The 22331-nt window shown below is 73.2% G+C and carries 25 protein-coding genes; 19 read left to right on the top strand and 6 right to left on the bottom strand.

Translation table 11 applies throughout. The features are described 5' to 3' along the window. Nucleotides 1–30 precede the first annotated feature (30 nt). Together AB0J71_RS44775 and AB0J71_RS44770 are read left to right on the top strand one after the other, a co-directional pair. Nucleotides 31–1632, top strand: coding sequence for a CocE/NonD family hydrolase (locus AB0J71_RS44775; protein ID WP_364420288.1), 1602 nt, complete (start codon nt 31–33; stop codon nt 1630–1632). Next, nucleotides 1614–2558, top strand: a complete 945-nt coding sequence (locus AB0J71_RS44770; protein ID WP_364420286.1) for a WYL domain-containing protein — start codon at nt 1614–1616, stop codon at nt 2556–2558. The genes AB0J71_RS44775 and AB0J71_RS44770 overlap by 19 nt, the downstream gene beginning before the upstream one ends. 61 nt (nt 2559–2619) lie before the next feature. On the opposite strand, the gene AB0J71_RS44765 is transcribed toward AB0J71_RS44770, so the two are convergent. Next, a complete protein-coding gene (locus AB0J71_RS44765; RefSeq protein ID WP_364420284.1) occupies nt 2620–3510 on the bottom strand; it encodes an SDR family oxidoreductase in 891 nt (296 codons plus the stop codon). Between the two features lie 78 nt (nt 3511–3588). On the opposite strand from AB0J71_RS44765, the gene AB0J71_RS44760 reads away from it, so the two are divergent. The 4 genes from AB0J71_RS44760 to mctP all read left to right on the top strand — a co-directional run bounded on the left by AB0J71_RS44760 (nt 3589) and on the right by mctP (nt 6799). Further along, nucleotides 3589–4137 carry a VOC family protein gene (locus AB0J71_RS44760; RefSeq protein ID WP_352329972.1) on the top strand — a complete coding sequence of 183 codons (549 nt, stop codon included), beginning with the start codon at nt 3589–3591 and terminating at the stop codon, nt 4135–4137. Continuing rightward, nucleotides 4137–4766, top strand: a complete 630-nt coding sequence (locus AB0J71_RS44755; protein WP_352329974.1) for a carboxymuconolactone decarboxylase family protein — start codon at nt 4137–4139, stop codon at nt 4764–4766. Before AB0J71_RS44760 ends, AB0J71_RS44755 begins: the two co-directional genes overlap by 1 nt. Before the next feature lie 228 nt (nt 4767–4994). Further along, the gene (locus tag AB0J71_RS44750; RefSeq protein WP_352329975.1) at nt 4995–5207 is read left to right on the top strand and encodes a DUF3311 domain-containing protein; all 213 of its coding nucleotides are present in this window, start codon (nt 4995–4997) and stop codon (nt 5205–5207) included. Continuing rightward, nucleotides 5204–6799: a monocarboxylate uptake permease MctP gene (gene mctP / locus AB0J71_RS44745; protein WP_352329977.1), complete on the top strand. Its 1596-nt coding sequence runs from the start codon at nt 5204–5206 to the stop codon at nt 6797–6799. Before AB0J71_RS44750 ends, mctP begins: the two co-directional genes overlap by 4 nt. 3 nt (nt 6800–6802) lie before the next feature. Here mctP and AB0J71_RS44740 read toward each other — a convergent pair whose 3' ends face one another. Then, nucleotides 6803–7147 carry a DUF6285 domain-containing protein gene (locus tag AB0J71_RS44740; protein WP_364420282.1) on the bottom strand — a complete coding sequence of 115 codons (345 nt, stop codon included), beginning with the start codon at nt 7145–7147 and terminating at the stop codon, nt 6803–6805. Nucleotides 7148–7492: 345 nt separating this feature from the next. Between AB0J71_RS44740 and AB0J71_RS44735 the strand changes: the two genes are divergently transcribed. The 5 genes from AB0J71_RS44735 (at nt 7493) to AB0J71_RS44715 (ending at nt 11710) form a co-directional block, all read left to right on the top strand. Next, the gene (locus AB0J71_RS44735; RefSeq protein WP_364390428.1) at nt 7493–7678 is read left to right on the top strand and encodes a hypothetical protein; all 186 of its coding nucleotides are present in this window, start codon (nt 7493–7495) and stop codon (nt 7676–7678) included. Between the two features lie 167 nt (nt 7679–7845). Beyond that, on the top strand, nt 7846–8694 hold the full coding sequence (locus AB0J71_RS44730; RefSeq protein WP_364420280.1) for a hypothetical protein: 849 nt from the start codon (nt 7846–7848) through the stop codon (nt 8692–8694). A gap of 2 nt (nt 8695–8696) precedes the next feature. Beyond that, the gene (locus AB0J71_RS44725) at nt 8697–9488 is read left to right on the top strand and encodes a hypothetical protein (RefSeq protein ID WP_364420278.1); all 792 of its coding nucleotides are present in this window, start codon (nt 8697–8699) and stop codon (nt 9486–9488) included. 9 nt (nt 9489–9497) lie between these two features. Next, nucleotides 9498–10688 (top strand): acyl-CoA dehydrogenase family protein, encoded by a 1191-nt coding sequence (locus tag AB0J71_RS44720; RefSeq protein ID WP_352327738.1) that lies wholly within the window; start codon nt 9498–9500, stop codon nt 10686–10688. Next, the gene (locus AB0J71_RS44715) at nt 10685–11710 is read left to right on the top strand and encodes a phosphotransferase family protein (protein WP_364420276.1); all 1026 of its coding nucleotides are present in this window, start codon (nt 10685–10687) and stop codon (nt 11708–11710) included. The genes AB0J71_RS44720 and AB0J71_RS44715 overlap by 4 nt, the downstream gene beginning before the upstream one ends. A 48-nt stretch (nt 11711–11758) precedes the next feature. On the opposite strand, the gene AB0J71_RS44710 is transcribed toward AB0J71_RS44715, so the two are convergent. Beyond that, on the bottom strand, nt 11759–12334 hold the full coding sequence (locus AB0J71_RS44710; RefSeq protein ID WP_352327736.1) for a TetR/AcrR family transcriptional regulator: 576 nt from the start codon (nt 12332–12334) through the stop codon (nt 11759–11761). Further along, the gene (locus tag AB0J71_RS44705) at nt 12331–12750 is read right to left on the bottom strand and encodes a hypothetical protein (RefSeq protein WP_352327735.1); all 420 of its coding nucleotides are present in this window, start codon (nt 12748–12750) and stop codon (nt 12331–12333) included. The genes AB0J71_RS44710 and AB0J71_RS44705 overlap by 4 nt, the downstream gene beginning before the upstream one ends. A 55-nt stretch (nt 12751–12805) precedes the next feature. Between AB0J71_RS44705 and AB0J71_RS44700 the strand changes: the two genes are divergently transcribed. Genes AB0J71_RS44700 through AB0J71_RS44680 form a run of 5 tightly spaced genes read left to right on the top strand, consistent with a single transcriptional unit; the run spans nt 12806 to nt 18132 of the window. After that, complete coding sequence (locus AB0J71_RS44700) at nt 12806–13486, top strand: class I SAM-dependent methyltransferase (protein WP_364420274.1); 681 nt, start codon at nt 12806–12808, stop codon at nt 13484–13486. Nucleotides 13487–13536: 50 nt separating this feature from the next. Next, nucleotides 13537–14307: a hypothetical protein gene (locus AB0J71_RS44695; RefSeq protein WP_364420272.1), complete on the top strand. Its 771-nt coding sequence runs from the start codon at nt 13537–13539 to the stop codon at nt 14305–14307. After that, on the top strand, nt 14304–15434 hold the full coding sequence (locus tag AB0J71_RS44690; protein WP_352327732.1) for a hypothetical protein: 1131 nt from the start codon (nt 14304–14306) through the stop codon (nt 15432–15434). Before AB0J71_RS44695 ends, AB0J71_RS44690 begins: the two co-directional genes overlap by 4 nt. Next, nucleotides 15431–16858, top strand: a complete 1428-nt coding sequence (locus AB0J71_RS44685) for a hypothetical protein (RefSeq protein WP_364420270.1) — start codon at nt 15431–15433, stop codon at nt 16856–16858. Before AB0J71_RS44690 ends, AB0J71_RS44685 begins: the two co-directional genes overlap by 4 nt. Continuing rightward, entirely contained in the window at nt 16849–18132 is a 1284-nt protein-coding gene (locus AB0J71_RS44680; RefSeq protein ID WP_352327730.1) for an AAA family ATPase, read from the top strand. Before AB0J71_RS44685 ends, AB0J71_RS44680 begins: the two co-directional genes overlap by 10 nt. A 23-nt stretch (nt 18133–18155) precedes the next feature. Here the strand turns inward: AB0J71_RS44680 and AB0J71_RS44675 are convergent, their stop codons facing one another. After that, entirely contained in the window at nt 18156–19103 is a 948-nt protein-coding gene (locus AB0J71_RS44675; protein ID WP_364420268.1) for a GNAT family N-acetyltransferase, read from the bottom strand. Nucleotides 19104–19171: 68 nt separating this feature from the next. Here AB0J71_RS44675 and AB0J71_RS44670 point away from each other — a divergent pair, with 68 nt between their 5' ends. After that, nucleotides 19172–19492, top strand: a complete 321-nt coding sequence (locus tag AB0J71_RS44670; RefSeq protein ID WP_352330798.1) for an STAS domain-containing protein — start codon at nt 19172–19174, stop codon at nt 19490–19492. Here AB0J71_RS44670 and AB0J71_RS44665 read toward each other — a convergent pair. Continuing rightward, nucleotides 19473–21047 (bottom strand): MDR family MFS transporter, encoded by a 1575-nt coding sequence (locus tag AB0J71_RS44665; RefSeq protein WP_352330796.1) that lies wholly within the window; start codon nt 21045–21047, stop codon nt 19473–19475. The two genes, AB0J71_RS44670 and AB0J71_RS44665, sit on opposite strands and share 20 nt — an antisense overlap. Nucleotides 21048–21147: 100 nt before the next feature. Between AB0J71_RS44665 and AB0J71_RS44660 the strand changes: the two genes are divergently transcribed. Both AB0J71_RS44660 and AB0J71_RS44655 read left to right on the top strand, forming a co-directional pair. Then, nucleotides 21148–21696: a helix-turn-helix domain-containing protein gene (locus tag AB0J71_RS44660; RefSeq protein ID WP_352330794.1), complete on the top strand. Its 549-nt coding sequence runs from the start codon at nt 21148–21150 to the stop codon at nt 21694–21696. A 91-nt stretch (nt 21697–21787) separates the two neighbouring features. Continuing rightward, entirely contained in the window at nt 21788–22219 is a 432-nt protein-coding gene (locus AB0J71_RS44655) for an ATP-binding protein (protein WP_352330793.1), read from the top strand. Nucleotides 22220–22331 lie beyond the last annotated feature (112 nt).

Raw genomic sequence — 22331 nt, 5'->3', positions numbered from 1 at the left:
TGTCCCGTCACATCTGTTACTGGTTAGGACATGAGACGCGTGCGGCTGCGGCGGGACATCCCCGTCCCGATGCCCGACGGTGTGACGCTGCTGGCCGACCACTACGCCCCGGCTCATGGGCGGCCGGCCCCGGCGGTGCTGATCCGCTCGCCGTACGGCCGGCGCGGCCTGTTCGGCTGGATGTACGGCCGCGGCTTCGCCAGGAACGGCTTCCACGTGCTCATCCAGAGCTGCCGCGGCGGCTTCGGCTCCGGCGGCAGCCTCGACCCGCTCGGCGACGAGCACGACGACGGCCTGGCCACCATCGCCTGGCTGCGCCGGCAGCCCTGGTACGGCGGCTCGTTCGCCATGTTCGGCCCCTCCTACCTGGGTTACGCCCAATGGGCCGTCGCCGCCGAGGCCGGGCCCGAGCTCAAGGCCATGGCCACGCAGATCACCGCCTCCCAGTTCAGGGACGCCGCCTACGTGGGCGGCGCGTTCGCGCTGGAGTCGACGCTGAGCTGGACCACGCTGACCGACACCATGACGCGCCGCTTCGTCGGCGGGGCCGCGATGCTGACCGCCCCCAGGCTGACCCGCCGGGCCGTGTTGTCGGGGCGGCCGGTGGCCGAGCTGGACGTGGCCTCGGCGGGCCGGCCGCTGCGCTTCTTCCGCGACCTGCTGGCCCACCACGCCGACCCGGCGGTGCCGTACTGGCACAAGCGCGACTTCTCCCTCAAGGTCGGCGAGGTGGAGGCGGCGGTCACCATGCTCGGCGGCTGGTACGACGTCTTCCTGCCCTGGCAGCTCAAGGACTACGCGGCGATGCGGGCGGCCGGGCGGCGGCCGTACCTGACGATCGGGCCCTGGTACCACGTCGACTCCCGGCATGGGCGGCCCTCGATGGCCGAGGCGCTGGCCTGGTTCCGCGCCCACCTCATGGACGACCCGTCCGGCCTGCGGACCGACCCGGTGCGGCTGTACGTCACCGGGGCCGGCGAGTGGCGCGACTACCCCGACTGGCCGGTGCCGGGCGTGCGGGAGCAGCGCTGGCACCTGCGGCCGGGCGGCGGGCTGGACCCGCGCGAGCCCGAGGAGGACGGGTCCGACCGGTTCCGCTACCACCCCGCCCACCCGACGCCGGCGATCGGCGGCCCCGTGCTGCTGGCCGACTCCAGGCCGCGTGACCAGCGGCGTCTGGAGGCCCGGCGCGACGTGCTGGTCTACAGCTCCGCGGCGCTGGAGGCGGACGTGGAGATGATCGGCCCGGTGCACGCCGACGTCTACGTCCGGTCCAGCACGCCGCACGTGGACGTCGTGGTCCGGGTCTGCGACGTGCACCCCGACGGGCGCTCGCTCAACCTGTGCGAGGGCGTGCGCCGGCTGGGCCCGCACACCGCCGACGAAGGGAACGGCGACGGTGTGCGCCGGGTACGGGTGGAGTTGTGGCCGATCGGCCACCGGTTCCGCCGCGACCACCGGATCCGGGTGCACGTGGCGGCCGGCGCGTACCCGACGATCGCCCGCAACCCGGGCACCGGCGAGCCGGTGGGCGCGCCCAGCGGCCCGATGGTGCCGGCCGACGTCGAGGTGTTCCACTCCCCCGCCCGCCCCTCGGCCGTGGTGCTGCCGCTGTGCGCGCCGCGCGGCTGATGTCGCTGGTCCTGCTGTTGCAGGCCAGGGGCGGGATGACGGCGGCCGGGCTGGCCAGGGAGCTGGAGGTCTCCGAGCGCACGGTGCACCGCGACGTGCTGGCGCTGTCGGAGGCGGGCGTGCCGGTCTACGCCGACCGCGGGCGCGGCGGCGGCTACCGGCTGCTGGACGGCTACCGCACCCGGCTGACCGGGCTGGACCGGGCCGAGGCCGAGGCGCTGTTCCTGTCGGGGGTGCCCGCGGCGCTGCGCGAGATGGGGTTGCAGGAGGTGGCCGCGACGGCCCGGCTCAAGGCCGCCGCCGCGCTGTCCCCCTCGCTGCGCGACGCGCCCGCCACGGCCGCGCAGCGTTTCCACCTGGACGCGCCCGGCTGGTACGCCGCCGACACGCCGCCGCCCCCGGCGCTGGCCCCGCTGGCCAGGGCGGTGTGGAACGACCTGCCGGTCACCGTGGTCTACAAGGAGCGCACGCGGGAGCTGGAGCCGTACGGGCTGGTGCTGAAGGCAGGCGCCTGGTACCTGGTGGCCCGCCTGCGCGAACGGTTCCTGATCTTCCGGGTGGACCGCATGGGGGACGTCCGCGCCCGCGAGCCGCGTTTCGAGCGGGACGCGGACTTCGACCTGGCCGCGTTCTGGGCCGGGCAGGCGGCCGAGTTCAGCCGTTCCCTGCTCAGGGACGTGATCACGTTGCGGCTGACCCCGGCCGGCCGGCGCATGCTGCGGTACGTCGCCGACCCGGCCGCCCTGGACGACGCGCTGGCCTCGCTCCAGCCGGACGGGACCGTGCGGCTGGCCGTGGAGTCGGTGCAGGTGGCCTTCACCCAGGTGCTGCGGTTCGGCCCGGAGGCCGAGGTGCTGGCGCCGGAGGAGCTGCGCGCCCAGGTCGCCGACGCCGCCGCCCGCATGGCCGATCTCTACCGGCGCTGAGAACGCCCGCGTGGCCGGGCTTCCACCGGCTGCGAAGGGCTGCCCGGCCGCGTGGCGGGCGTCAGCGGTAGTCCTCCCAGCCGCCTTCGCCGCCCTTCTCCATGACCTCGGCGATGTAGCGCCACACCTGCGGCCGGCTGCCGTCCACGTCGGTGACGCCGTACGCCTCGGCCAGCTCGCCGCTGGTCACCGAGGACCCCGACCACCTGCGCCGGTCGGGGTCCTGGGCGAGGGCGGCCACGCCGCGACCGACGTAGGCGGGGGTCTCGGAGACCATCCACGCGCTGTCCGCCTTCGCCTCGCGCCAGTTCTCCTCGGTGACGCCGAAGCCGTCCAGCATCGCCTCCGAGCGCAGGAACCCGGGCGTGACGGCCACCGCCGTCCCGCCGTACGGGCGCAGCTCGTGGGACCAGGCGAAGGCCAGCCGGTTGACCGACAGCTTGGCCAGGTCGAAGTAGACGTTCTCGCGGTAGCGGGTCCGGTGGAACTCCCAGGTGCCGTCGGTGACCTCCACGACCAGGCCGCCCTCGTGCCGGATCAGCAGCGGCAGCAGATGGCGGGCGCTGATGAGGTGGGTGTCGACGGCCAGCCTGAGCAGGCGCAGCCCGTCGTCCAGGTCCTGCTCCCAGACGGGGGTCTCCCACTTCCACAGGCGGTCGCCGCCCCACACGTCGTTGACCAGCACGTCCAGCCGGCCCTGTTCCCGCTCGACGCGGGCGGCCAGCTCGGCCACCGCCGCCGGGTCCAAAAAGTCGACGGGGACCGCGATGCCCGTCCCGCCCGCCGCGCTCACCAGCTCGGCGGTCTCCTCGATCGTCTCCGGACGGTTCATCTCCGAAGGGCGCTCGCGCGTGCTCCGTCCGGCGCAGTAGACCGTCGCTCCGGCCGCCCCGAGGGCGACCGCCATTCCTCGTCCCGTTCCGCGGGTCGCGCCCGCCACCACCACAATCACGGGCACGATCGTGGCCCGAATACCCGCCACCTACTGTCATGTTTTCCGGCAGAACGCTGTGATAAGTAGTTGATTACCATGAACAGCGAATTCGAGCTCCGCGGGGTCAACCACATCGCCCTGGTCTGCTCGGACATGAAGCAGACCGTCGACTTCTACTCCGGCGTGCTGGGCATGCCGCTGATCAAGACGATCGAGCTGCCCCTGGGCTGGGGCCAGCACTTCTTCTTCGACTGCGGCGGCGGCAACGCGCTGGCCTTCTTCTGGTTCCCCGACGCGCCCGAGGGCGTGCCGGGGGTCTCGGCGCCCAGGAACCTGCCGGACCGGGGCGAGCTGCTGTCGGCGGTCGGCTCGATGAACCACATCGCCTTCGACGTGCCGCCCGAGCGCATCGAGGAGTACCGCGAGCGGCTGGTGGCCAAGGGCATCGACGTGGGCGTGCTGCTCAACCACGACGACAGCGAGTTCGGCGTGGCGCCCGCGATGCACGAGGGCGTCTTCGTCCGGTCCATCTACTTCAAGGACCCCGACGGGATCCTGGTGGAGTTCGCCGCCTGGACGCGGCCGGTCGGGCAGCCGGGCGACGTCCGGCACGAACCCAGGACCGCCGCCGACCGGACCGTCTGATGCCGCGCCTGCGCCGGGTGCCGCCCGAGGAGGTGACCGACCCCGTCGTCCGGTTCTTCCACGACCGGCTGCTGTCGCCCGACGGCACGGGGACCGCGACCGGCTCGCCGGGCGACTGGTGGACGGTCTTCGCCCTCGACCCCAAGATCTTCCGCCACTGCGTCAAGGGTTTCCAGATCTACCGGGAGTCGCGCCTGGACCCGGTGCTGCGCGAGCTGGGGCAGACCAGGGCGGGCTGGGCGCGGCAGAGCCAGTTCGTCTACTCCCAGCACTGCAAGCAGCTCAGGGCGCTCGGCGTGCCCGAGGAGAAGGTGCGGGCGGTGGCCTCCTGGCAGGTCAGTGACCGGTTCGGCGAGCTGGAGCGGGCGGTGCTGGCCTACACCGACGGCCTGGTGCTCGACGGCGGCCGGGTGCACGACGACGTGTTCGACGTGCTGCGCGCCCACCTGCCCGACGAGCAGATCCTGGAGCTGACCTACATCGTCTGCCTGTACGAGATGCACGCCACCATGGCGCGGGCGCTGCGGCTGGAGTTCGACGACCGCCCCGATCCGATCACCGAGGTGCCCGCCCCCGAGGGGTACGGCACGCGCGACATCGCCGACGAAGTGACCGTTCGTCGCGAGTAGCCGACCATTCGCCGATCGCCCGGTTCCGCGCGGCCCGGGAGCGACTTAACGTGCCGTTGGCGAGGGGTGGCTTGGTCTCACATATTGAGATTTCATCTCGACATTTAGGCCAAACCGTAATGTTCCGGACATTGGGTTTAATACCACCGGAAAGCTAATCTCCCTCCATTGACGACGTTGTCAGGAGCCGGTCAACACGCCGCTCCTGATCCCCCAATCGGAGGGCCGATGACTACCGGGGAATCCGGGCAGCCGCCGCGTACCGACCGCAGCCCGTGGAACTGGCTGCTGGTCGTGCCGATCGTGCTGCCGCTGCTGACGTTCCTGTTCAACTCCGACGAGCCGCGCCTGCTCGGCTTCCCGCTGTTCTACTGGCTGCAGCTCGCCTTCATCGTGGTCGGCGTCGGCTGCACCACGATCGTCTACAGGATGACCAAATGAGCGGGCACGTGACCGAGCTGGTCGTCTTCGGGCTGCTGTTCATCCTGGTCAGCGGCATGGGCTTCGTGGCGGCCCGCTGGCGGCGGCCCACCGACCTGGCCAGCCTCAACGAGTGGGGCCTCGGCGGCCGCAGCTTCGGCTCGTGGGTCACCTGGTTCCTGGTCGGCGGCGACCTGTACACCGCCTACACGTTCGTGGCCGTGCCCGCGCTGGTGTTCAGCTCCGGCGCGCTCGGCTTCTACGCGCTGCCCTACACCGTGGTGGTCTACCCGCTGGTGTTCCTGGTGCTGGCGCGGATGTGGTCGGTCTCGCACGTGCACGGGTTCGTCACGCCGGCCGACTTCGTCCGGGCCCGGTTCGGGTCGCCGACGCTGGCGCTGCTGATCGCCATCACCGGGCTGGTGGCCACGATGCCGTACATCGCGCTGCAGCTCGTCGGCATCGAGGCCGTGCTGAAGTCGATGGGCATCACCGGGCACCTGCCGATCATCATCGCCTTCGCGATCCTGGCGGCCTACACCTACCAGTCGGGCCTGCGCGCGCCGGCGCTGATCGCCTTCGTCAAGGACGCGCTGATCTACATCGTGATCCTCGCCGCGGTCATCTACATCCCGGCCAAGCTGGGCGGCTGGGGCAACATCTTCGACATGGCGCAGGCCAAGTTCGACAAGACCCCCGCGCCGGGCGACGGCATCCTGCTCAACGGCGCCAACCAGCTCCAGTACGTCACGCTGGCCTTCGGCTCGGCCCTGGCGCTGTTCCTCTACCCGCACAGCCTCACCGGCGTGCTGGCCTCCAAGAACCGCAACGTCATCAAGCGCAACATGTCGGCGCTGCCCGCCTACAGCTTCGTGCTCGGCCTGATCGCGCTGCTGGGCTTCATGGCCATCGCGGCCGGCACCAAGCCGGTCGGCGGCGACCCGAACACGATCGTGCCGAACCTGTTCGACCAGCTCTTCCCCGACTGGTTCGCCGGCGTGGCGTTCGCGGCCATCGGCATCGGCGCGCTGGTGCCGGCGGCGATCATGTCGATCGCGGCGGCGAACCTGTTCACCCGCAACATCTACCGCGAGTACATCAACAAGGAGGCCACCGACGCCCAGGAAGCCAACGTCTCCAAGGTCGTCTCGCTGGTGGTCAAGGTGGGCGCGGTGCTGTGCATCCTGCTGCTCGACCCGCAGTTCTCGATCGACCTGCAGCTCATCGGCGGCGTGATCATCCTGCAGACGCTGCCGTCGGTGGCGCTCGGCCTGTACACCCGCTGGTTCCACAAGGGCGGCCTGATGGCCGGCTGGGCCGCGGGCCTGGCGGCGGGCATGTGGATGCTCTACCTCATCCCCAACCCGGCCAAGGGCAAGGAGCACTTCGGCGGCTCGGCCTTCGGCCTGTCGAACCTGGGCCTGGACACCAAGATGACCATCTACGCGGGCTTCCTCGCGCTGATCGTCAACCTGGTCGTGGCCGCGGTCGCCACGCTGATCTTCCGGGCGGCCAAGGTGGCCGACGGCGCGGACGCCACCCGGCGCGGCGACTACTTCGCCGACGAGGGTGACCCAGGCGTCAAGGACCTGGACCTGGCCGGGTCCCACTGACGCTCACGGCCGCTGGAGGTAGCCGGGATCGGCCACCTCCAGCTTGGCCCGGACGGCCTGGACCAGGGCGGCGGTGAGCGCGTCGTCGCCGTCGAAGCGGCCCGCGCGGACGGCGGCGGCCAGCTCGGCGTCGTCGGCCACGCCCAGCGCCGCCAGCCGCGCGGCGTGCTCGGCGGCCTGGTCCGGGCCCAGCTCGATCTCCCGCTCCACCATGGCGAGCACGTTGATCGCCACCCGCGTGTGGAAGCGCACCCGCCCCTCGACCGCGGGCAGCACGTCGTCCCGCAGGAACCCGCGGACGGCCGCGACGAGCTGCGCGGCGGTGGGCACGTCATGGGGCTGCGCCATCGGCGGCACTCCCGTCAGCTCGGCTGCGCAGCCGTACGCCCGCGCACGGCCAGTCGTCAGCCCCAGGCATAGGGATCACCGCCCTGCCTGTCAAGGCCCCCGGCCCACGGATGACCTTTCTCCACCCCCGGGACGACAGACCTCCGCCCGCGATCGGCGTGTCTCTACCGAGCCGCCCATACCGGCGGTGGCGGGCCCCCGCGCGACGATGGCACGCTTCCCGAGCGGCCCGGCCCTCCGGGGTCACGCGGACGGCCCGGACGGCTGGGAAAGTCGCCCGGCGCAGCTCCCGGCCCCCCCGGCTCCCCGGGCCGCTCAGCCGCAGTCAACCCGAGGGAGCGCAGCATGAACGACGACGTACGCGTCAAGGCCTGCCGCATCAACGACCACGTGGAGCTCATCCACGACTCCTCCCCGGACGTCGTCCTGGAGATCCCGCGCCGCGACTGGCAGAACTTCCTGGAGGCGGTCAGGTCGGGCGCGTTCGAGCTGGAGGTCCTGCCCCGCAAGGCCGAGGAGAACGCGGCCTGACCCCGTCCCCTCCGAAGGGCCCGGCGGCCGCGGACGTCCCGCGGCCGCCGGGCCCTTTCCCGTGCCACGGCGCGTCTGCGCGGTCCTGGCGGCCGCGGGCGGCACGATGGGGAGCCGGTTCTGTCGGTGGGCACGCGTACGGTCGTCCCAACCGGACGGTGGGTGATATGTCGGTGACCGAGGAGCAGGCCGCGGTGCTCGCCCTGACCAGGGCCACCGCCGGGCCGTGGCACCACACCGCGCGGGTCGTGGAGGCCGCGGGCAGCGCGCTGCGGCTGGTCCGCGGCGACCTCGGCGGCCTCGGCGGGCACGACAGGGCGCACGCCGCGCGGGTCCTCGCGCGGCTGCGGCCGGGCGACCTCGGCCGGGCCGAGGCGCTCATCGCCTCCTGTCCCGCCGCGCTGGTGACGGTGCTCGACGACGACTACCCGGGCAACCTGGCCTACGCCTACAACCTCCAGCCGTTCCTGTGGGTGCGCGGCCGGCTGGAGGGCGGCGACCACCGGTCGGTGGCGGTCACCGGCGACGCCCCCGGCGCCTGCGCCGCGGCCCGCGCGCTGGCCGCGGCCGGTCTGACCGTCGTGTGCGACGGGCCGCGCACCGCCGCTGCGGCGGCGGCGGCCGGCGGCCGCGCGATCGTCGTCGCCCCGCACGACGGTCAGCCGATGGCCGTCATCGGCGGGCCGGGCGGCGGGCGGCCGGTCACCGGCGGGCCGGGGGTCGTCGTGGCGGTGTCGCCGTTCTGGCCGGGCACGGCCGCCACGGCCCGGACGCGGGCGGTGACCGGGCTGGTGACCAGCGGGCTGGCCGCCGCGCTCTACGCCGCCGGCGCAGGCGACGGCGAGCGGGCGGCGATGGCGCTGTCCCAGGGCAAGCACGTCTTCGCCGCGCCGGGCCTGCCCTGGACGCCCCGGCTGGCCTACCGGGGAGGAGTCACTGTCGTAGCGGGCATTGACGAGCTGGCGCGCCAGGCGGTCAATCTTGTAGATGTGACCCGGCTGACGACCGTCTTCTGACCGTGGGCGACGCCCGTGCGGTGACCGAGGCGTACCTGCAGATCTTCCGCAACGTCCCGGCCCCCGGCCCCGGCGTCTGCCGGATCTGCCACACCGGCGCCGGCGGGCCGTCCGGGCTCTGCGTCACCTGCGGGGTCACCACCCAGGGCCTGTACCGTCACACCGAGCACGTGGTGCCCGTCTCGCTGTGCGTGCGCGACGGCGACGGCGCCCAGCTGCACGCGATCGTGACCCGGCGCAGGGACCCGCCGGGCAGCGTGCGGCGGGTGCCGTTCCTGGCCGCCACCGTGGCGCGTTTCCACCGGGCCCACTCCGCGTGCCTGACCCGGCTGGCCGGCGGCCCCTTCACGATGGTCACCACCCTGCCCAGCACCCGGCTCGACCGGCCCATCGAGGTCTTCGGCCCGATGCCGCGGATCGTGGACCTGGTCGGCGACCTGCGGGGGCTGCACCGTCCGGTGCTGATGGCCGGTTCGGCGCAGGCGGCCGAGAACCTCGCGCGGCGGCGTTCGGACGAGCGGGCCTTCCAGGTGCTGGGCCGCGTCGACGGCGCGCGGGTGCTGCTGGTGGACGACCTGTTCGTCTCGGGCGCGCACGTCCAGAGCGCGGCCTCGGCGCTCTACCTGGCCGGGGCGCGGGCGGTGGTCGCGCTGGTGATCGCGCGGCTGGTCTTCCCGCGCGCCGGCGGCGAGACCGCCCGCCTGTGGGAGCGGGCCTGCGCCGAGCGGTTCGACTTCGGCCGCTGCTGCTGCGCGGGTGCGCCGACCGTTGACCGCGCAACGGATTTCGGTTGAGATCACCCCATGAGCTTCGCCGTACCGGAGCACGTCCGGCCGATCCGCGACGCCGTGCGCGCGTTCATGACCGAGCGCGTCGAACCGGCCGAGGAGGTGCTGCACGAGGGCGGGCCGCGGGCCGCCGCCACCATGGCCGGGCTGCGGGACGAGGCCAGGAAAGAGGGCCTGTGGGCGCTCGGCCACCCGCGCGAGCTGGGCGGCGGCGGGCTGCCGTTCCTCGACTACGTCTACGTCAACGAGGTCCAGGGCCGCAGCGAGTACGGGCAGCTCGCCCTCGGCACGTTCACGCTGCAGGACTCGCTCATGCTGCACGAGCACGCCTCCCCCGGGCAGCGCGAGCGCTACCTGGAGCCGCTGGTGCGCGGCGACATCTCGCCCAGCTTCGCGATGACCGAACCGGAGGTCTCCAGCAGCGACCCCACCCAGCTCACCACCTCCGCCGTGCTCGACGGCGACGAATGGGTGATCAACGGGCACAAGTGGTTCACGACGGGCGCGTCGGTGGCGGCGTACACGACCGTGATGTGCCGGACCGAGCCGGACGCGCCGCCCCACCGGGCCTTCTCCATGATCCTCGTGCCGACGGACACGCCCGGCTACACGATCGTGCGCGAGACCCCGGTGCTCGGCCTCGGCGGCGCGCACTGCGAGGTGCGCTACGAGGACGTGCGGGTGCCGGCCGCGAACCTGCTGGGCGAGCGCGGGCACGGCTTCGCCATCGCCCAGCGGCGGCTCGGGCCCGGCCGCATCTTCCACTGCATGCGCTGGCTCGGGCAGGCGCAGCGGGCCTTCGACCTGATGTGCCGGCGGCTGCACGAGCGCACCGCCTTCGGCGAGCCGCTGGCGGCCAAGCAGCTCATGCGGCAGCACGTGTTCGACTCCTACACCGAGATCCAGGCCGCCCGCCTGCTCACGCTCCAGGCCGCCGAGGCCGTGGACGCCGGCTCGCAGGCCCGCGTCGAGATCGGCGCGATCAAGGTGGTGGGGGCGCGCATGCTGCACAACGTCATCGACCGGGCCGTCCAGGTGTACGGCGCGGCCGGTCTGACCCCCGACACGCCGCTGGACCGCATGTACCGGCACGCCCGCGCCGCGCGCGTCTACGACGGCCCCGACGAGGTGCACATCGACGCGGTCGGCCGCCGCCTCCTGGGCGCGTACGCGGCCGGCGGCGCCTGGGAGTTCGGCCCGCGATGAACCGCGTCGAGGCGATCGCCCGCGAGGTGTACGGCCCGGACGCGGCCGTCCCGTACGCGATCAGGCTGACCGGCGGGGCCTCCAGGGAGACCTGGGCCCTGGACGTGGTCGTCCCGGGCGGCGACCGGCACGAGCTGGTGCTCCGGCTCGACGGGCCGGGGGCCGCCCTGGAGGCGGGGACGGGGCTGGCCGAGGAGGCGCGGCTGATGCGGGCGGCGGCCGAGGCCGGGGTGCCAGTCCCGCACGTCGTGGCCGCCGCCGGCCCACCAGCTGGCCCACCCACCGACTCGCCCACCAGCCGGCCCCCTGGGCCGCCCGCCCGGCCGCACGCCGGGCCGTACGTCCTGATGAGCCGGATCCCCGGCGAGACCATCCCGCGCCGGATCCTGCGGGACGAGGCGTACCGGGAGGCCAGGCCGAAACTGGCCGCCCAGTGCGGGCGGGCGCTGGCGGCCATCCACCGCATGCCACTGTCGTGCCTGCCAGAAACCGCGTCCGCGCCACAGGCCGTGCCTGGTGACCCGCTGCGCCGCTGGCGCGACGTGCTCGACCTGACCGGCGAGCCGCACCCGGTGTTCGAGCTGGCCCTGCGGAGGCTGGCGGCCGACCGGCCGCCCGCCGCCCCGGCGGCCGTCGTGCACGGCGACTTCCGCAACGGCAACCTGATCGTCGGCCCGGAGGGCGTCAGGGCCGTGCTCGACTGGGAGCTGGCCCACGCCGGCGACCCGCTGGAGGACCTGGGCTGGCTGTGCGTCAAGGCGTGGCGGTTCGGCTCGCCGCTGCCCGTGGGCGGGTTCGGCGGCTACGCCGAGCTGACCGCCGCCTACGAGGAGGCCGGCGGGCGGCCCGTCGACCTGGACGCGCTGCGCTGGTGGGAGACGTTCGGGGTGCTGAAATGGGGGATCATCTGCGTCATGCAGACCATGCGGCACGTGCGCGGCGGCGCCTCCTCGGTGGAGCTGGCCGCCCTCGGCCGCCGCGCCTGCCAGAACGAGTGGGACCTGCTCGGCCTGCTGACCTGACCTTGCCACCCGGCTACCCGGCCGCCCGACCACCCGGCCGCCGGGCTCTCAGCCTCCGGCGACGGCCGCCGCGATCACGTCGACCAGCCCCTCCACCACCTGCGCGCGGTCGACCTCCGGATGCTCCAGCCACCAGTCGCCCGTGGTCTGCACCATGCCGACGAACGCGTGGCCGAGCACCTGCGCCCGCACCGGGTCGGCCACCACCCGCTCGTCGGCCAGCACCCGGCCCAGCTCCTCGCCCAGACCGCGCACGAGCGAGGTCATGTGGGAGCGGATGCGGGTGTCCTCGGCGCTGGCCCGGTGGAACAGGAAGCGGTAGAGGTCGAGGTTGGCCGAGATCAGGTCGAGATAGACGCCGATGGCGGCGCGGGCCCGGGCCCGCAGGTCGGTGCCGGGCCCGGCGAACTGCGGGCGGAGCTGGGCGATGACCGTGCGCACGTGGCGGTCGGCCAGCGCCTGGTACAGGCCGCTCTTGTCGCCGAAGTGGCGGTAGAGGACGGGTTTGGTGATGCCGGCCTCGGCGGCGATGGCCGCCATCGACACCTCGGGGCCCTCGGTCAGGATGGCCCGGTCGGCGGCGTCGAGCAGCGCCCTGCGCCGGTCGGGGTCCCGTCTGCTCATCTGCTCAGGATAGATCGCAGACGACGCGGCAGCAGCGCCGAGAAGACCAGTAACGCGCCGGTGTAGGCGTACAGGCCGGTGGCCCCGGCGAGGGTGCCGGACGGCTCGGCCCACGGCGGCTCCCACAGGCCGGGCAGCGCGCCCGCCAGGCCGATCGCGGCCCGCAGGTCGAGGGCGAACAGCACGCCCGCCACCGCCAGCGGCAGCCCGCAGGCCAGCGCCGCTGCCGGCCAGGCGGCCAGCACCGCGACGATCAGGGCCGCCGCCGCCAGCAACCCCGGCCCGGCGGGGGCCGGGGCGAAGGCCGCCTGCCCGGCCCGCAGCGCTCTGGCGCCCGCCTCGGTCAGGTAGTAGACGGGGGGAACGGCGGCCAGGCCCACGCCGACGCCGATCAGAACTCGTACCTCACCGGTCACAGAGGCCATCGTCCCCCGCTCACGGACGGCTCACGCGGCGGTTAGCTTTTTGGTCATGAAGAACAGCGGAACAGGCCCGGGCGCCATCACCCCCGACGGATCCCCTGTCGAGTTCTACACCCTCCTCCAGCCCGGCCGCGACGCCGACGTCGTCATCCAGGAGACCCCGCCGGGCGGGTCCGTCCTGGAGCTGGGCGCCGGCGTCGGCAGGGTCACCCACGCGCTCGTCGAGGCCGGGTTACAGGTCGTGGCCGTGGACGAGTCCGCCGAGATGCTGGCGCACGTGCGCGGGGCCGAGACCGTGCACGCGCGGCTCCAGGACCTGCGGCTCGACCGGCGCTTCGACACCGTCACGCTGGCCTCGCAGCTCGTCAACGTCGTCGACGTGGAGGTCAGGCGATCCTTCCTGGCGGCGTGCGCGCGGCACGTCAAGCCGGGCGGGGCGGTGCTCGTCCAGTGGATGACGGCCGAGCGGCACGACGCCTGGCAGGCCGGCTCGGGCAGGAAGGACGGCGACGTCACGATCACCCTGGCGGAGGTCGAGCAGATCTCCCCCGGCGTGTTCGCGGCGACCATGCGCTACGAGCACGGCGACCGGGTCTGGACCCAGTCGTTCACCTCGCGCCGCATGACCGACGACGAGCTGGCCGACGCCCTGGCCGCCGAGGGGCTGCGGCTGGAGCGGTTCCTCACCGAGGACCGCATGTGGTTCCTGGCCCGGCCCTTTACATCGTAGATTTCGGTGTAAATACTGGGAAATACTGGAACTGTTGATACCCTCGCGCCATGAGTGACCCGCTGGACGAGCTGGAGCGGCGGATCGACGGGCTCCGGGCCGGCGTGCGCAAGGCCATGCGCGTCAGGGACGGCGCGACGGCCCGCGTCCTGCGCGCCGAGCTGCGCGCCGCCGAGCGGGCCTGGGACGCCCTGGTGAGCGGCGAGCAGCCGCGTGCCAGGGCGGCGGGGCCCCGGCTGGTCACCGTGCGCGAGCAGGTGCACCAGGCGCTCGCGCTGCTCGGGGCCGCCGCGCAGCCGCGCCTGGTGGTGGCGGTCAGCGGCGCGTTCTTCGCCGGCACCATCCGCAGCGCCCAGCTCACCAGCCTGCGCCGCGACGAGGAGCGCTCGTTCCGGTCCACGCCGCACGGCAGGCCGTACTACCTGTGCGCGGCGCTGACCGACCGCCTCTCCCCCGCCCGCGGCCTGCTGACGCTCAGCACCTGGCCGCTGGAGCGGCGGGTGGTCGGCCCGCTCAGCCCCCGCGTCGACTTCCTGACCTGCGCCATCGCGGTGGCCACGCACGACAGCGACGACGAGCGGGCCCTGCGCTTACTGGCGCGGATGGCCAGGAACGTGCCCGGCGCCACGGCCGCCGACCTCGGCCCGCCCGACCGCCGGCGGATCGCCGAGGCGGCCAGGGCCGAGCTGGCGGTGCACGCAGAACGCGACACGCGCGACCGCGCCGAGCTGGCACGACGCGCCACATCCCAGCTCGGTGACGTGGCCAGGCTCTTCGGCGCCGCTACGCTGGGCACGATCAAGGAGGAGACAGCGACGTGAGCGGCTTGAGACGCGAGGACGGCCCGGCCCACCGGCTCGACGCGCTGCGCGGCACGACGCCGCCCAAGCCGCACGACGCCAGAGCGATCGCGGCCCTGGCCGCCAACCCCGGCTGCACCCGCCGGGCCCTCATGGACGGCGCCGGCGTCGACAAGGACGCCGCGGCCCGCCACCTGGGCTTCCCCGCGCCGTTCGGCCAGTCGCCGTTCGCGATCACCCGTGGGAACGCGTTCGAGGCGCTGGTCAAGGCCGACGGCTGCGCCGAGCTGCTGCGCCTGCTGCGCGAGGTGCTGCACCTGCCGGTCGCCGAGGTGGCCTACCACGACGTGGAGAACGTCGGCGCCCACCTGCGCCACACCCACACCCGCGCCCTGTTCGACCGGGCGGCGCGCGGCGACCAGGACGCCGGCACGCTGTTCGACCACCCGCTGCTCAGCCTGGAGATCGCCGGCCACACCGCGTTCCTCGAACCCGACGTGGTGGCCTTCCAGCTAGGCGGGCGGTTCCACGTGGTGGAGATCAAGTCGTTCGCGGTGGTCGACGGGCAGGCCGAGCCGGCCGCGGTGGCCGCCGCCGCCCGCCAGGCCGCCGTCTACGTGCTGGCGCTGCGCACGATGCTGGCGGAGCTGGGGCACGACCCGCTCACCGTCTCCCACGACGTGGTGCTGGTGTGCCCCGAGAACTTCGCCAACCGGCCGGTGGCCACCCTGGTCGACGTGCGCAGGCAGCTCGCCGTGCTGCGCCGTCAGCTCACCCGGATGACCGGACTGGACCGGCTGCTCGCGGCGCTGCCCGACGACCTCAGCTTCGACCTGCGGCCCGGCGAGGACGGCCGGCCCACCCGCCCGGTCGCCGAGCTGGCCGACGCGCTGCGCAGGACCACCGCCCGCTACGCGCCCGACTGCCTGTCCGCGTGCGACCTGTGCTTCTTCTGCCGCGACGAGGCCCGCCAGGAGGGCGCCTCCGACCTGCTCGGCCGCCAGGTGCGCGACGAGCTGGGCGGGGTCGCCTCGGTGGCCGAGGCGCTGGGCCTGGCCGACGGCCTGCGCGACCCGGCCGACGGCCAGGAGGAGATCGCCGGCCTGCTCCGCAACGCCGAACGCCTGCGCAGGGAGTGCCTCAGTTGAGCCTGCTCACCTCGCTCGCCCGGCTGCGCGCCCTGCGGGAGGGCATCGCCCAGCCCGTCGCCACGGTCCGCCACTGCCACGTCAGCGCGCGGCCGATGGTGTTCATCCCGCTCAAGCTGTCGGGCGAGGCCGCCGCGCCGCTGGCCGCCATGCTCGGCACCGACCGCGACCGGCCGCGCCTGCTCGTCGTCACCCAGCCGCGCAACCGTGAGCTGCGCTTCGCCTGGGCCGCCGAGCTGGCCGGGGTGCTGCTGCCGTACGTCGAGGGGTTCACCGCCGACACCGAGACGGTCGAGCGCAAGAACGCCGACCCCTACGAGCGGGCGCTCGACGCGCCGCAGCTCGTCCTGCCGAACCAGGCGGGCGTCGGCTTCACCAGGCTGCTCGGCCGCTCCACGCGCTTCCGCAGGCCCGACGGGCCCTACCCGGTGCCGCCGGAGGTGCCGCTGCTGGGGCGGTGGCTGACGTACTTCGCCGAGCGGGCCGCCTTCCCGGGCTCGTCGCTGACGCTGGCCGCCACCGAGGAGCTGGGCCGCCACTGGGCCAGCGGGCAGAGCGCGCTGGAGGACGCCAACCTGGCCGCGCTGCTGTCCTGGATCACCGAAGGCCCTTCCGACGACGCCGAGGACCCGCTGATCTGGCCGCCCGCCGGGCCCGCGACCGATCCCGGCTTCGACGCCGAGGTGCTCGCGCCGGCCATCGACAGCGAGTCGCCCGAGCGGGTCGCCGAGGCGCTGCGCACCCAGCTCGAACCCACCTGGCGGCTGATGTGGCAGGCGCTCGACCTGCTGGCCGGGCTGGAGCCGGGCGCGAGCGTGGCCCAGCGCTGGGAGCAGGACCGCGGCTCGTTCAGCGCCATGGCCGCCCACATCGCCGAGGGCGCGCCGCCGCAGGCCAGGCGCGACGGCGCGGTGGCCGCCGCGGCCAAGCTGGCCCGCATGGAACGTGCCCAGGCCGCCTACGACGTGCAGCGCGCCTACGACGACCCGCTGGTGATGGCCGAGTACCGGCTGACCGGCGAGGCGTTCGCCGGCGAGGTGGTCGAGACCGTCCCCGACAACGTCGAGGGCGAGGGCCGCTCGCGCAAGCTGCGTCCGCTGGTGGTGCTCAAGACCGACGACCCGGTACGCCTGCCGCCCGGCGCCTCGCTCGGCACCCCGCAGCGCCGCGGCCAGGGCGCCGAGCTGGTGGAGGCCCACGGCGGGCTGGTCACCCTGAAGATCACCAAGGGCATGGGCCGGGGGAAGACGCCCGCCCCCGGCGCCGTGCCGGAGATCGGCGAGCGGGTCTGCTACACCTCGCTGACCGACGACTTCCAGGGCTCGCCGGCGCTGCCCGAGGCCGAGGCCACGCCGTGGACGCACGGCGGGCCGCCGCAGGAGTACACCCCCGACGACGAGGACGCCCAGGAGGAATGGTCGTGAGCGAGAGCCCGGAGCAGGTGATCGCGAACGTCCTGGCCGACCTGCCCAGGAACCGCGGCGTCGTGGTCGACTCCCCGCCCGGCGCCGGCAAGTCCACGCTGGTCGTGCGGGCCGCCGCGCACATCGCCGCCACCGGCGAGCCGCTGATGATCGTCGCCCAGACGAACGAGCAGGTCGACGACCTGGTGGCCCGCATCTCCGACAAACACCCGCACCTGAAGGTCGGACGGCTGTCGGCCGGCGGCTACGTGCCCCACCCGCGCATGCTGGAGCTGGCCGGCGTCACCGTCGGCACCAGGATCCAGGACCTCGGCGACCCCGACATCGTCATCGCCACGGCCGACAAGTGGGCGTGGATCTCCGGCCGGGTGTGGCCGTGGGCCATCGTGGACGAGGCGTACCAGATGCGCTCGGACAAGCTGCTGCGCATCGCGGGGCTGTTCGAGCGGGCGCTGTTCGTCGGCGACCCCGGGCAGCTCGACCCGTTCTCGATCGTCGACGGCGACCGCTGGTCGGGGTTGTCGTGGGACCCGTTGCAGAGCGCGGTGGCGGTGCTGCTGCGGCACAACCCGGAGCTGCCGGTCCACCGGCTGCCGGTGTCCTGGCGGCTGCCCGCCTCGGCCGCGCCGGTGGTGTCGAAGGCGTTCTACCCGTTCACCGGGTTCCGGTCGGGCACCTCGGCGGGCGACCGGCGGCTCGAACTGACCGCCGGCGGCATGGGCACCGTGCACGACCGCGCGCTGGAGGAGGCCGCCCGGTCGGGGTGGGCGCTGCTGGAGCTGCCCGAGCGGCACACCGTGCGCACCGACGGCGAGGCCGTGCAGGCCGTGGCGCTGCTGGCGGCGCGGCTGCTGCAGCGCGGCGCCGTGGCCGCCTCCGAGCAGGGCGAGCGGCCGGTGACCGCCGACCGGATCGCGGTCGGGGCGGCCCACCGCGACCAGGTGGCCGCGATCAGGAACGCCGGGCTGCCGCCGGAGATCACCGTGGACACCGCCAACCGCCTCCAGGGCCGCGAGTACGACGTGACGATCGTGCTGCACCCGCTGTCGGGCCGGCGCGACGCCACCGCCTTCCACCTGGAGTCGGGGCGGCTGTGCGTGCTGGCCTCACGCCACCGGCACGCCTGCGTGATGGTGGCGCGGGCGGGCATCGCCGAGCTGCTGGACGCCCACCCCTCGGCCGAGCCGGTGCAGCTGGGGGTGCCGGTGAAGTTCCCCGACGGCTGGGAGGCCAACCAGTCGGTGCTGGAGCACCTGGCCCGCCACCGGGTCTAGCGGGAACCGGTGACGGGACGGCGTCAGAGGCGGCGCCGCCAGACGTCGATGGCCAGCACCCGGCGCATGCCCGCCGACTCGTACAGGCCCAGCGCCGGGGTGGTGTTGTTGCTGTCCACGTGCAGGATCGTGCCCTTGCGGCCCCTGGCGGCGTCGGCGGCGAAGGCGTGCCGGAGCAGGAAGCGGCCCAGGCCCCGGCCGCGGAAGCGGGGGTGCACGGCGAGCGTGGCGACGTAGCCGCAGTCTTCGTCGGGGACGAACTGGTTGCTGCCGATCAGCACCCCGGCGGGCTCCCCGTCGATCCTGGCCAGGGTGAGCTGGCTCCAGTCGGTGACGCTCATGGCCTGGCGGCGCTCGTACCAGTGGTCGTAGTCGACGGAGACGAAGCCGAAGTGCTCGGCGAAGCCGATCTGGTGCACCGCGTGCGCGGCGCGGCGGGTCTCCTCGTCCTCGCCCGAGTGCAGGGTGAGGCCGGGCGGCGGGGCGGGCGGCTCGACCGGGGGCGTGTGGTCGGCGCGCATGCGGTGGAAGCTGGTGCCGGGCTCGAAGCCCTGCTCCTTGGCGTAGGACTGCTTGTCCTGGTCGACGCGGTAGATGCCGATGTCGAGGGTGACGCCGTCGTGGCCGCGCTCGGCGCCGAGCTCGCGGGCGCGGGCGGTGACCGCGCGCCACAGCTCCTGCCGCAGGTCGTCCAGGCCGTCCGGACCGGCCAGGCCGGGGCGGGTGATGACCTCGATGTTGACCAGGTCGCTGTCGCCCACCCGGCAGGCCCAGGCCCAGCCGGTCAGGCGGCCGGTCTCGTCGCGGGCCAGCCAGCCGTCCCTGTCGAGGTCGAAGCCCGGCTCGGCCAGCTCGTCGGCGATGTCGTCGAGCGTCATGTCGGGCGACCCGATGACGTCGGTGTCGTAGGCCGCGACCAGCTCGTGGATGGCCGCGGCGTCGTCGACCCGGGGACGGCTCAAGATGTGCATGGGGAGGATTGTGCACACTTCGCCACCCCGGCGCCTCCCATTTTTCCCGGGGTGGCTAGGCTGGCCTGGTGGTCGACAGGAAGCCGCTGCACATCGAGGTCGCCACCACCGGCGCGGCGACCGTCGCGCTCGCCCTCAGCGGCGACCTCGACTACGAGTCCGTCAGCCGGCTGGGCGACCTCCCCATCCCGGCGGGCTGCACCGCGATCGACGTCGACCTGTCCCGGCTGACCTTCGTCGACTCCTCCGGCCTGGCCGGGCTCGTCCGCCTCCAGCTGAGGGCCGCCGACGCCGGCGCCGTGGTGCGGGTGGTGGCGCTGACGCCCTATCTGCGCAGCCTGTTCCTGCTGACGGCGATCGACCGGCTGTTCAGCCTGCCGCCGGGCTGACCGCCTCCTGCGGGGCCGCCTCCGCGGGAGCGCCGCCGCGCAGCGGGATCTCCTTGATGAAGGCCGCCAGCAGCGGCACCACGACGGCGAAGGCGATGGCCCACCAGAACACGCCGGAGATCGAGGTCGCCAGCGACTCCAGGATCCCGGTGCGCATCTGCGCGGGGAGCTGTCCGAGCTGCTTGGGGTCCATCCTGGCGCCGCCGCCCGAGGTCATGCGCTCGGCCGCCTGGGCGCCGAAGCGGCCGGTCAGCTCCGACAGGTAGTGGTTGTTGAAGATCGCGCCGAACAGCGAGACGCCGAACGAGCCGCCGATCGACCGGAAGAACGTGGTGGCGCTGCTGGAGACGCCGAGGTCCTTCTGCTCGACGCTGTTCTGCGCGATGAGCATGGTGGTCTGCATGAGGAAGCCCATGCCGAGGCCGAGCACGGCGATGTAGAGGCCGGTCTGCCAGGAGGCCGTGTCGACGCCCATCGTGGACAGCAGCCACATGCCGGCGGCCATGCCGACGCCGCCGACGATCGGGTAGATCTTGTACTTGCCGGTGCTGGTGATGGCCTTGCCGACGAACAGCGACACGACCATGGCCGAGGCCATCATGGGCAGCAGCAGCAGGCCGGAGTTCGTGGCCGTGGCGCCCTGGACGGTCTGCTGGAACAGCGGCAGGAAGTTGATCGCGCCGAACATGGCGAAGCCGAGCAGGAAGCCGATGCCCGAGATCAGGGTGAAGTTGCGGTTGCGGAACAGCTGCAGCGGCATGATGGGCTCGGCCACGCGGCGCTCGACCACGATGAAGCCGGCCAGGAAGACCACGGCGACCGCGATCAGGGTGAGGATCTGCCAGGAGCCCCAGGTGTACTCGTTGCCGCCCCAGGTGGTGATGAGCACCATCGCGGTGATGCTGACCGACAGCAGCACCGCGCCCGCCCAGTCGATGCGCACCTTGTTGTGCGTGCGGGGCAGGTGGAGGTTGAGCACGAGCAGCACCAGCGCGACCGCGCCGACCGGCAGGTTCACGTAGAAGGCCCAGCGCCAGTCGAGGTGGTCGGTGATGAAGCCGCCGACCAGCGGGCCGGCGATCATCGCCAGCGACATGACGCCGGCCATGATGCCCTGGTACTGGCCGCGCTCGCGGGGCGGCACCAGGTCGCCGATGATGGCCATGACGTTGACCATGAGGCCGCCGGCGCCGAGGCCCTGGATCGCGCGGAAGGCGATCAGCTCGGTCATGCCGTCGGCGGGGCCGCCGAGCATGGAGGAGCCGGCCATGCCGCACAGCGCCGAGCCGATCATGAAGATGACGACCGAGGTGAGGAAGATGGTCTTGCGGCCGTACAGGTCGCCGATCTTGCCCCAGATCGGCGTCGAGACGGTCGTGCCCAGGACGTAGGCGGTCACCACCCAGGACAGATGGGTCAGGCCGCCTAACTCGCCCACGATGCGCGGCATGGCCGTGCCCACGATCATGTTGTCCAGCATGGCCAGCACCATGGCCAGCATCAGGCCCGGCAGGACGACCATGACCTCGCGGCGCCGTCCGACTGCCTCCGCCACTGCACACCCCCAGTTTTGATCTTGCTTACTTGCCGACCGGCAAGCTTAGAATAAGCTAGATACTTACTTGCCGACCGTCAAGTCGAAATCAAGGTGCAAAGTGCGGGAAGACACGCGGGCGCGGATCCAGGAGATCGCGCTGAAACTCTTCACGGAGCAGGGCTACGAGGCGACCTCGCTGCGCGAGATCGCCGAAGAGCTGGGCGTGACCAAGGCCGCGCTGTACTACCACTTCAAGACCAAGGAGGACATCATCGGCAGCCTCGTCGACCTCCGGGTCGCCGAGCTGCAGGAGCTGCTGGAGTGGGCCAGGAACGCGCCGAAGACCCCCGAGACCCGCCGCGAGCTGCTCGAGCGTTACGCCGAACGGCTGCGCCAGCCCCGCTACCTGGCCGTCGCCCGATTCCTGGAGAGCAACCAGACGGCGATGCGCAACCATCCCCAGCTCGCCAAGATGCGCGACACGATGATGGAGCTCACCGCCGAGATGAGCGACGCCGGCGCCACGCCCACCGAGCGCATCAGCCGCTCGCTGGCGCTGTTCGCGCTGCACGCGGGCAAGTGGCTGTCGATGGCCGGCGAGGGGCTGACCGAGGAGGAGATCGACAAGGCGTGCATGGAGGTGGCGCTGCGGCTCGTGGAGCAGTAGCGACCCCTGGGGCACTTCACCGGCGGACGGACGATTGGCGCGCGGAATCCGGGGCAGAAGGCTCGCACGCATCCAGACGGGAGGAGACGCAGTGGAGGCGACGATAGCGCTCCGACTGCCCAGGGATGCGGCGAGCGTCCCGCTGATCAGGCAGATGCTGGACGGCACGCTGCGCTCGCTCGGCGTCGAGGCCCAGATTCGCGACGACATCGAGTTGATGCTGACCGAGGCGTGCGCGAACGTGGTCAAGCACGCGGCGCCCAGCGACGACTACACCGTCAGCGCCTGCGTGTGCGACGACCTGTGCGTCATCAAGGTCGTCGACACGGGGGGCGGTTTCGATCCGAACAAGGTGATGGAACCCGGCCCGGGGGCCGAGCACGGCCGCGGACTCCAGATCATGCGCGCGCTCGCCGACGACATCCGGTTCACCAACGTGCGCGAGAACGGGGCGATGGTCTGCCTGGAGAAGAAGCTGCGCTTCGCCCCTGGGGCGGCGGGACAGCATCTCATCGCCAGGTGACCCGCACACCGGGGCCGGGGGGCGCCGGGCGGCCGGCGCCCCCGCGATCACCAGTATTTTTACGCAATGGTCTTGGGGGGACGGGGGGGGGTGGTTGGGCCGGGTGGGCGGG

Source organism: Nonomuraea sp. NPDC049637, from assembly GCF_040675235.1.
Classification (GTDB): Bacteria; Actinomycetota; Actinomycetes; order Streptosporangiales; family Streptosporangiaceae; genus Nonomuraea.
This window is presented reverse-complemented; position numbering and strand designations above follow the sequence as displayed.

Bases quoted from the DNA above. Each gene is read 5' to 3' on its own strand.
- AB0J71_RS44775 (WP_364420288.1), top strand. From the start codon at position 31: ATGAGACGCGTGCGGCTGCGGCGGGACATCCCCGTCCCGATGCCCGAC.
- AB0J71_RS44760 (WP_352329972.1), top strand. From the start codon at position 3,589: ATGAACAGCGAATTCGAGCTCCGCGGGGTCAACCACATCGCCCTGGTC.
- AB0J71_RS44755 (WP_352329974.1), top strand. From the start codon at position 4,137: ATGCCGCGCCTGCGCCGGGTGCCGCCCGAGGAGGTGACCGACCCCGTC.
- AB0J71_RS44750 (WP_352329975.1), top strand. From the start codon at position 4,995: ATGACTACCGGGGAATCCGGGCAGCCGCCGCGTACCGACCGCAGCCCG.
- mctP (WP_352329977.1), top strand. From the start codon at position 5,204: ATGAGCGGGCACGTGACCGAGCTGGTCGTCTTCGGGCTGCTGTTCATC.
- AB0J71_RS44740 (WP_364420282.1), bottom strand. From the start codon at position 7,147: ATGGCGCAGCCCCATGACGTGCCCACCGCCGCGCAGCTCGTCGCGGCC.
- AB0J71_RS44735 (WP_364390428.1), top strand. From the start codon at position 7,493: ATGAACGACGACGTACGCGTCAAGGCCTGCCGCATCAACGACCACGTG.
- AB0J71_RS44730 (WP_364420280.1), top strand. From the start codon at position 7,846: ATGTCGGTGACCGAGGAGCAGGCCGCGGTGCTCGCCCTGACCAGGGCC.
- AB0J71_RS44720 (WP_352327738.1), top strand. From the start codon at position 9,498: ATGAGCTTCGCCGTACCGGAGCACGTCCGGCCGATCCGCGACGCCGTG.
- AB0J71_RS44715 (WP_364420276.1), top strand. From the start codon at position 10,685: ATGAACCGCGTCGAGGCGATCGCCCGCGAGGTGTACGGCCCGGACGCG.
- AB0J71_RS44710 (WP_352327736.1), bottom strand. From the start codon at position 12,334: ATGAGCAGACGGGACCCCGACCGGCGCAGGGCGCTGCTCGACGCCGCC.
- AB0J71_RS44700 (WP_364420274.1), top strand. From the start codon at position 12,806: ATGAAGAACAGCGGAACAGGCCCGGGCGCCATCACCCCCGACGGATCC.
- AB0J71_RS44695 (WP_364420272.1), top strand. From the start codon at position 13,537: ATGAGTGACCCGCTGGACGAGCTGGAGCGGCGGATCGACGGGCTCCGG.
- AB0J71_RS44680 (WP_352327730.1), top strand. From the start codon at position 16,849: ATGGTCGTGAGCGAGAGCCCGGAGCAGGTGATCGCGAACGTCCTGGCC.
- AB0J71_RS44675 (WP_364420268.1), bottom strand. From the start codon at position 19,103: ATGCACATCTTGAGCCGTCCCCGGGTCGACGACGCCGCGGCCATCCAC.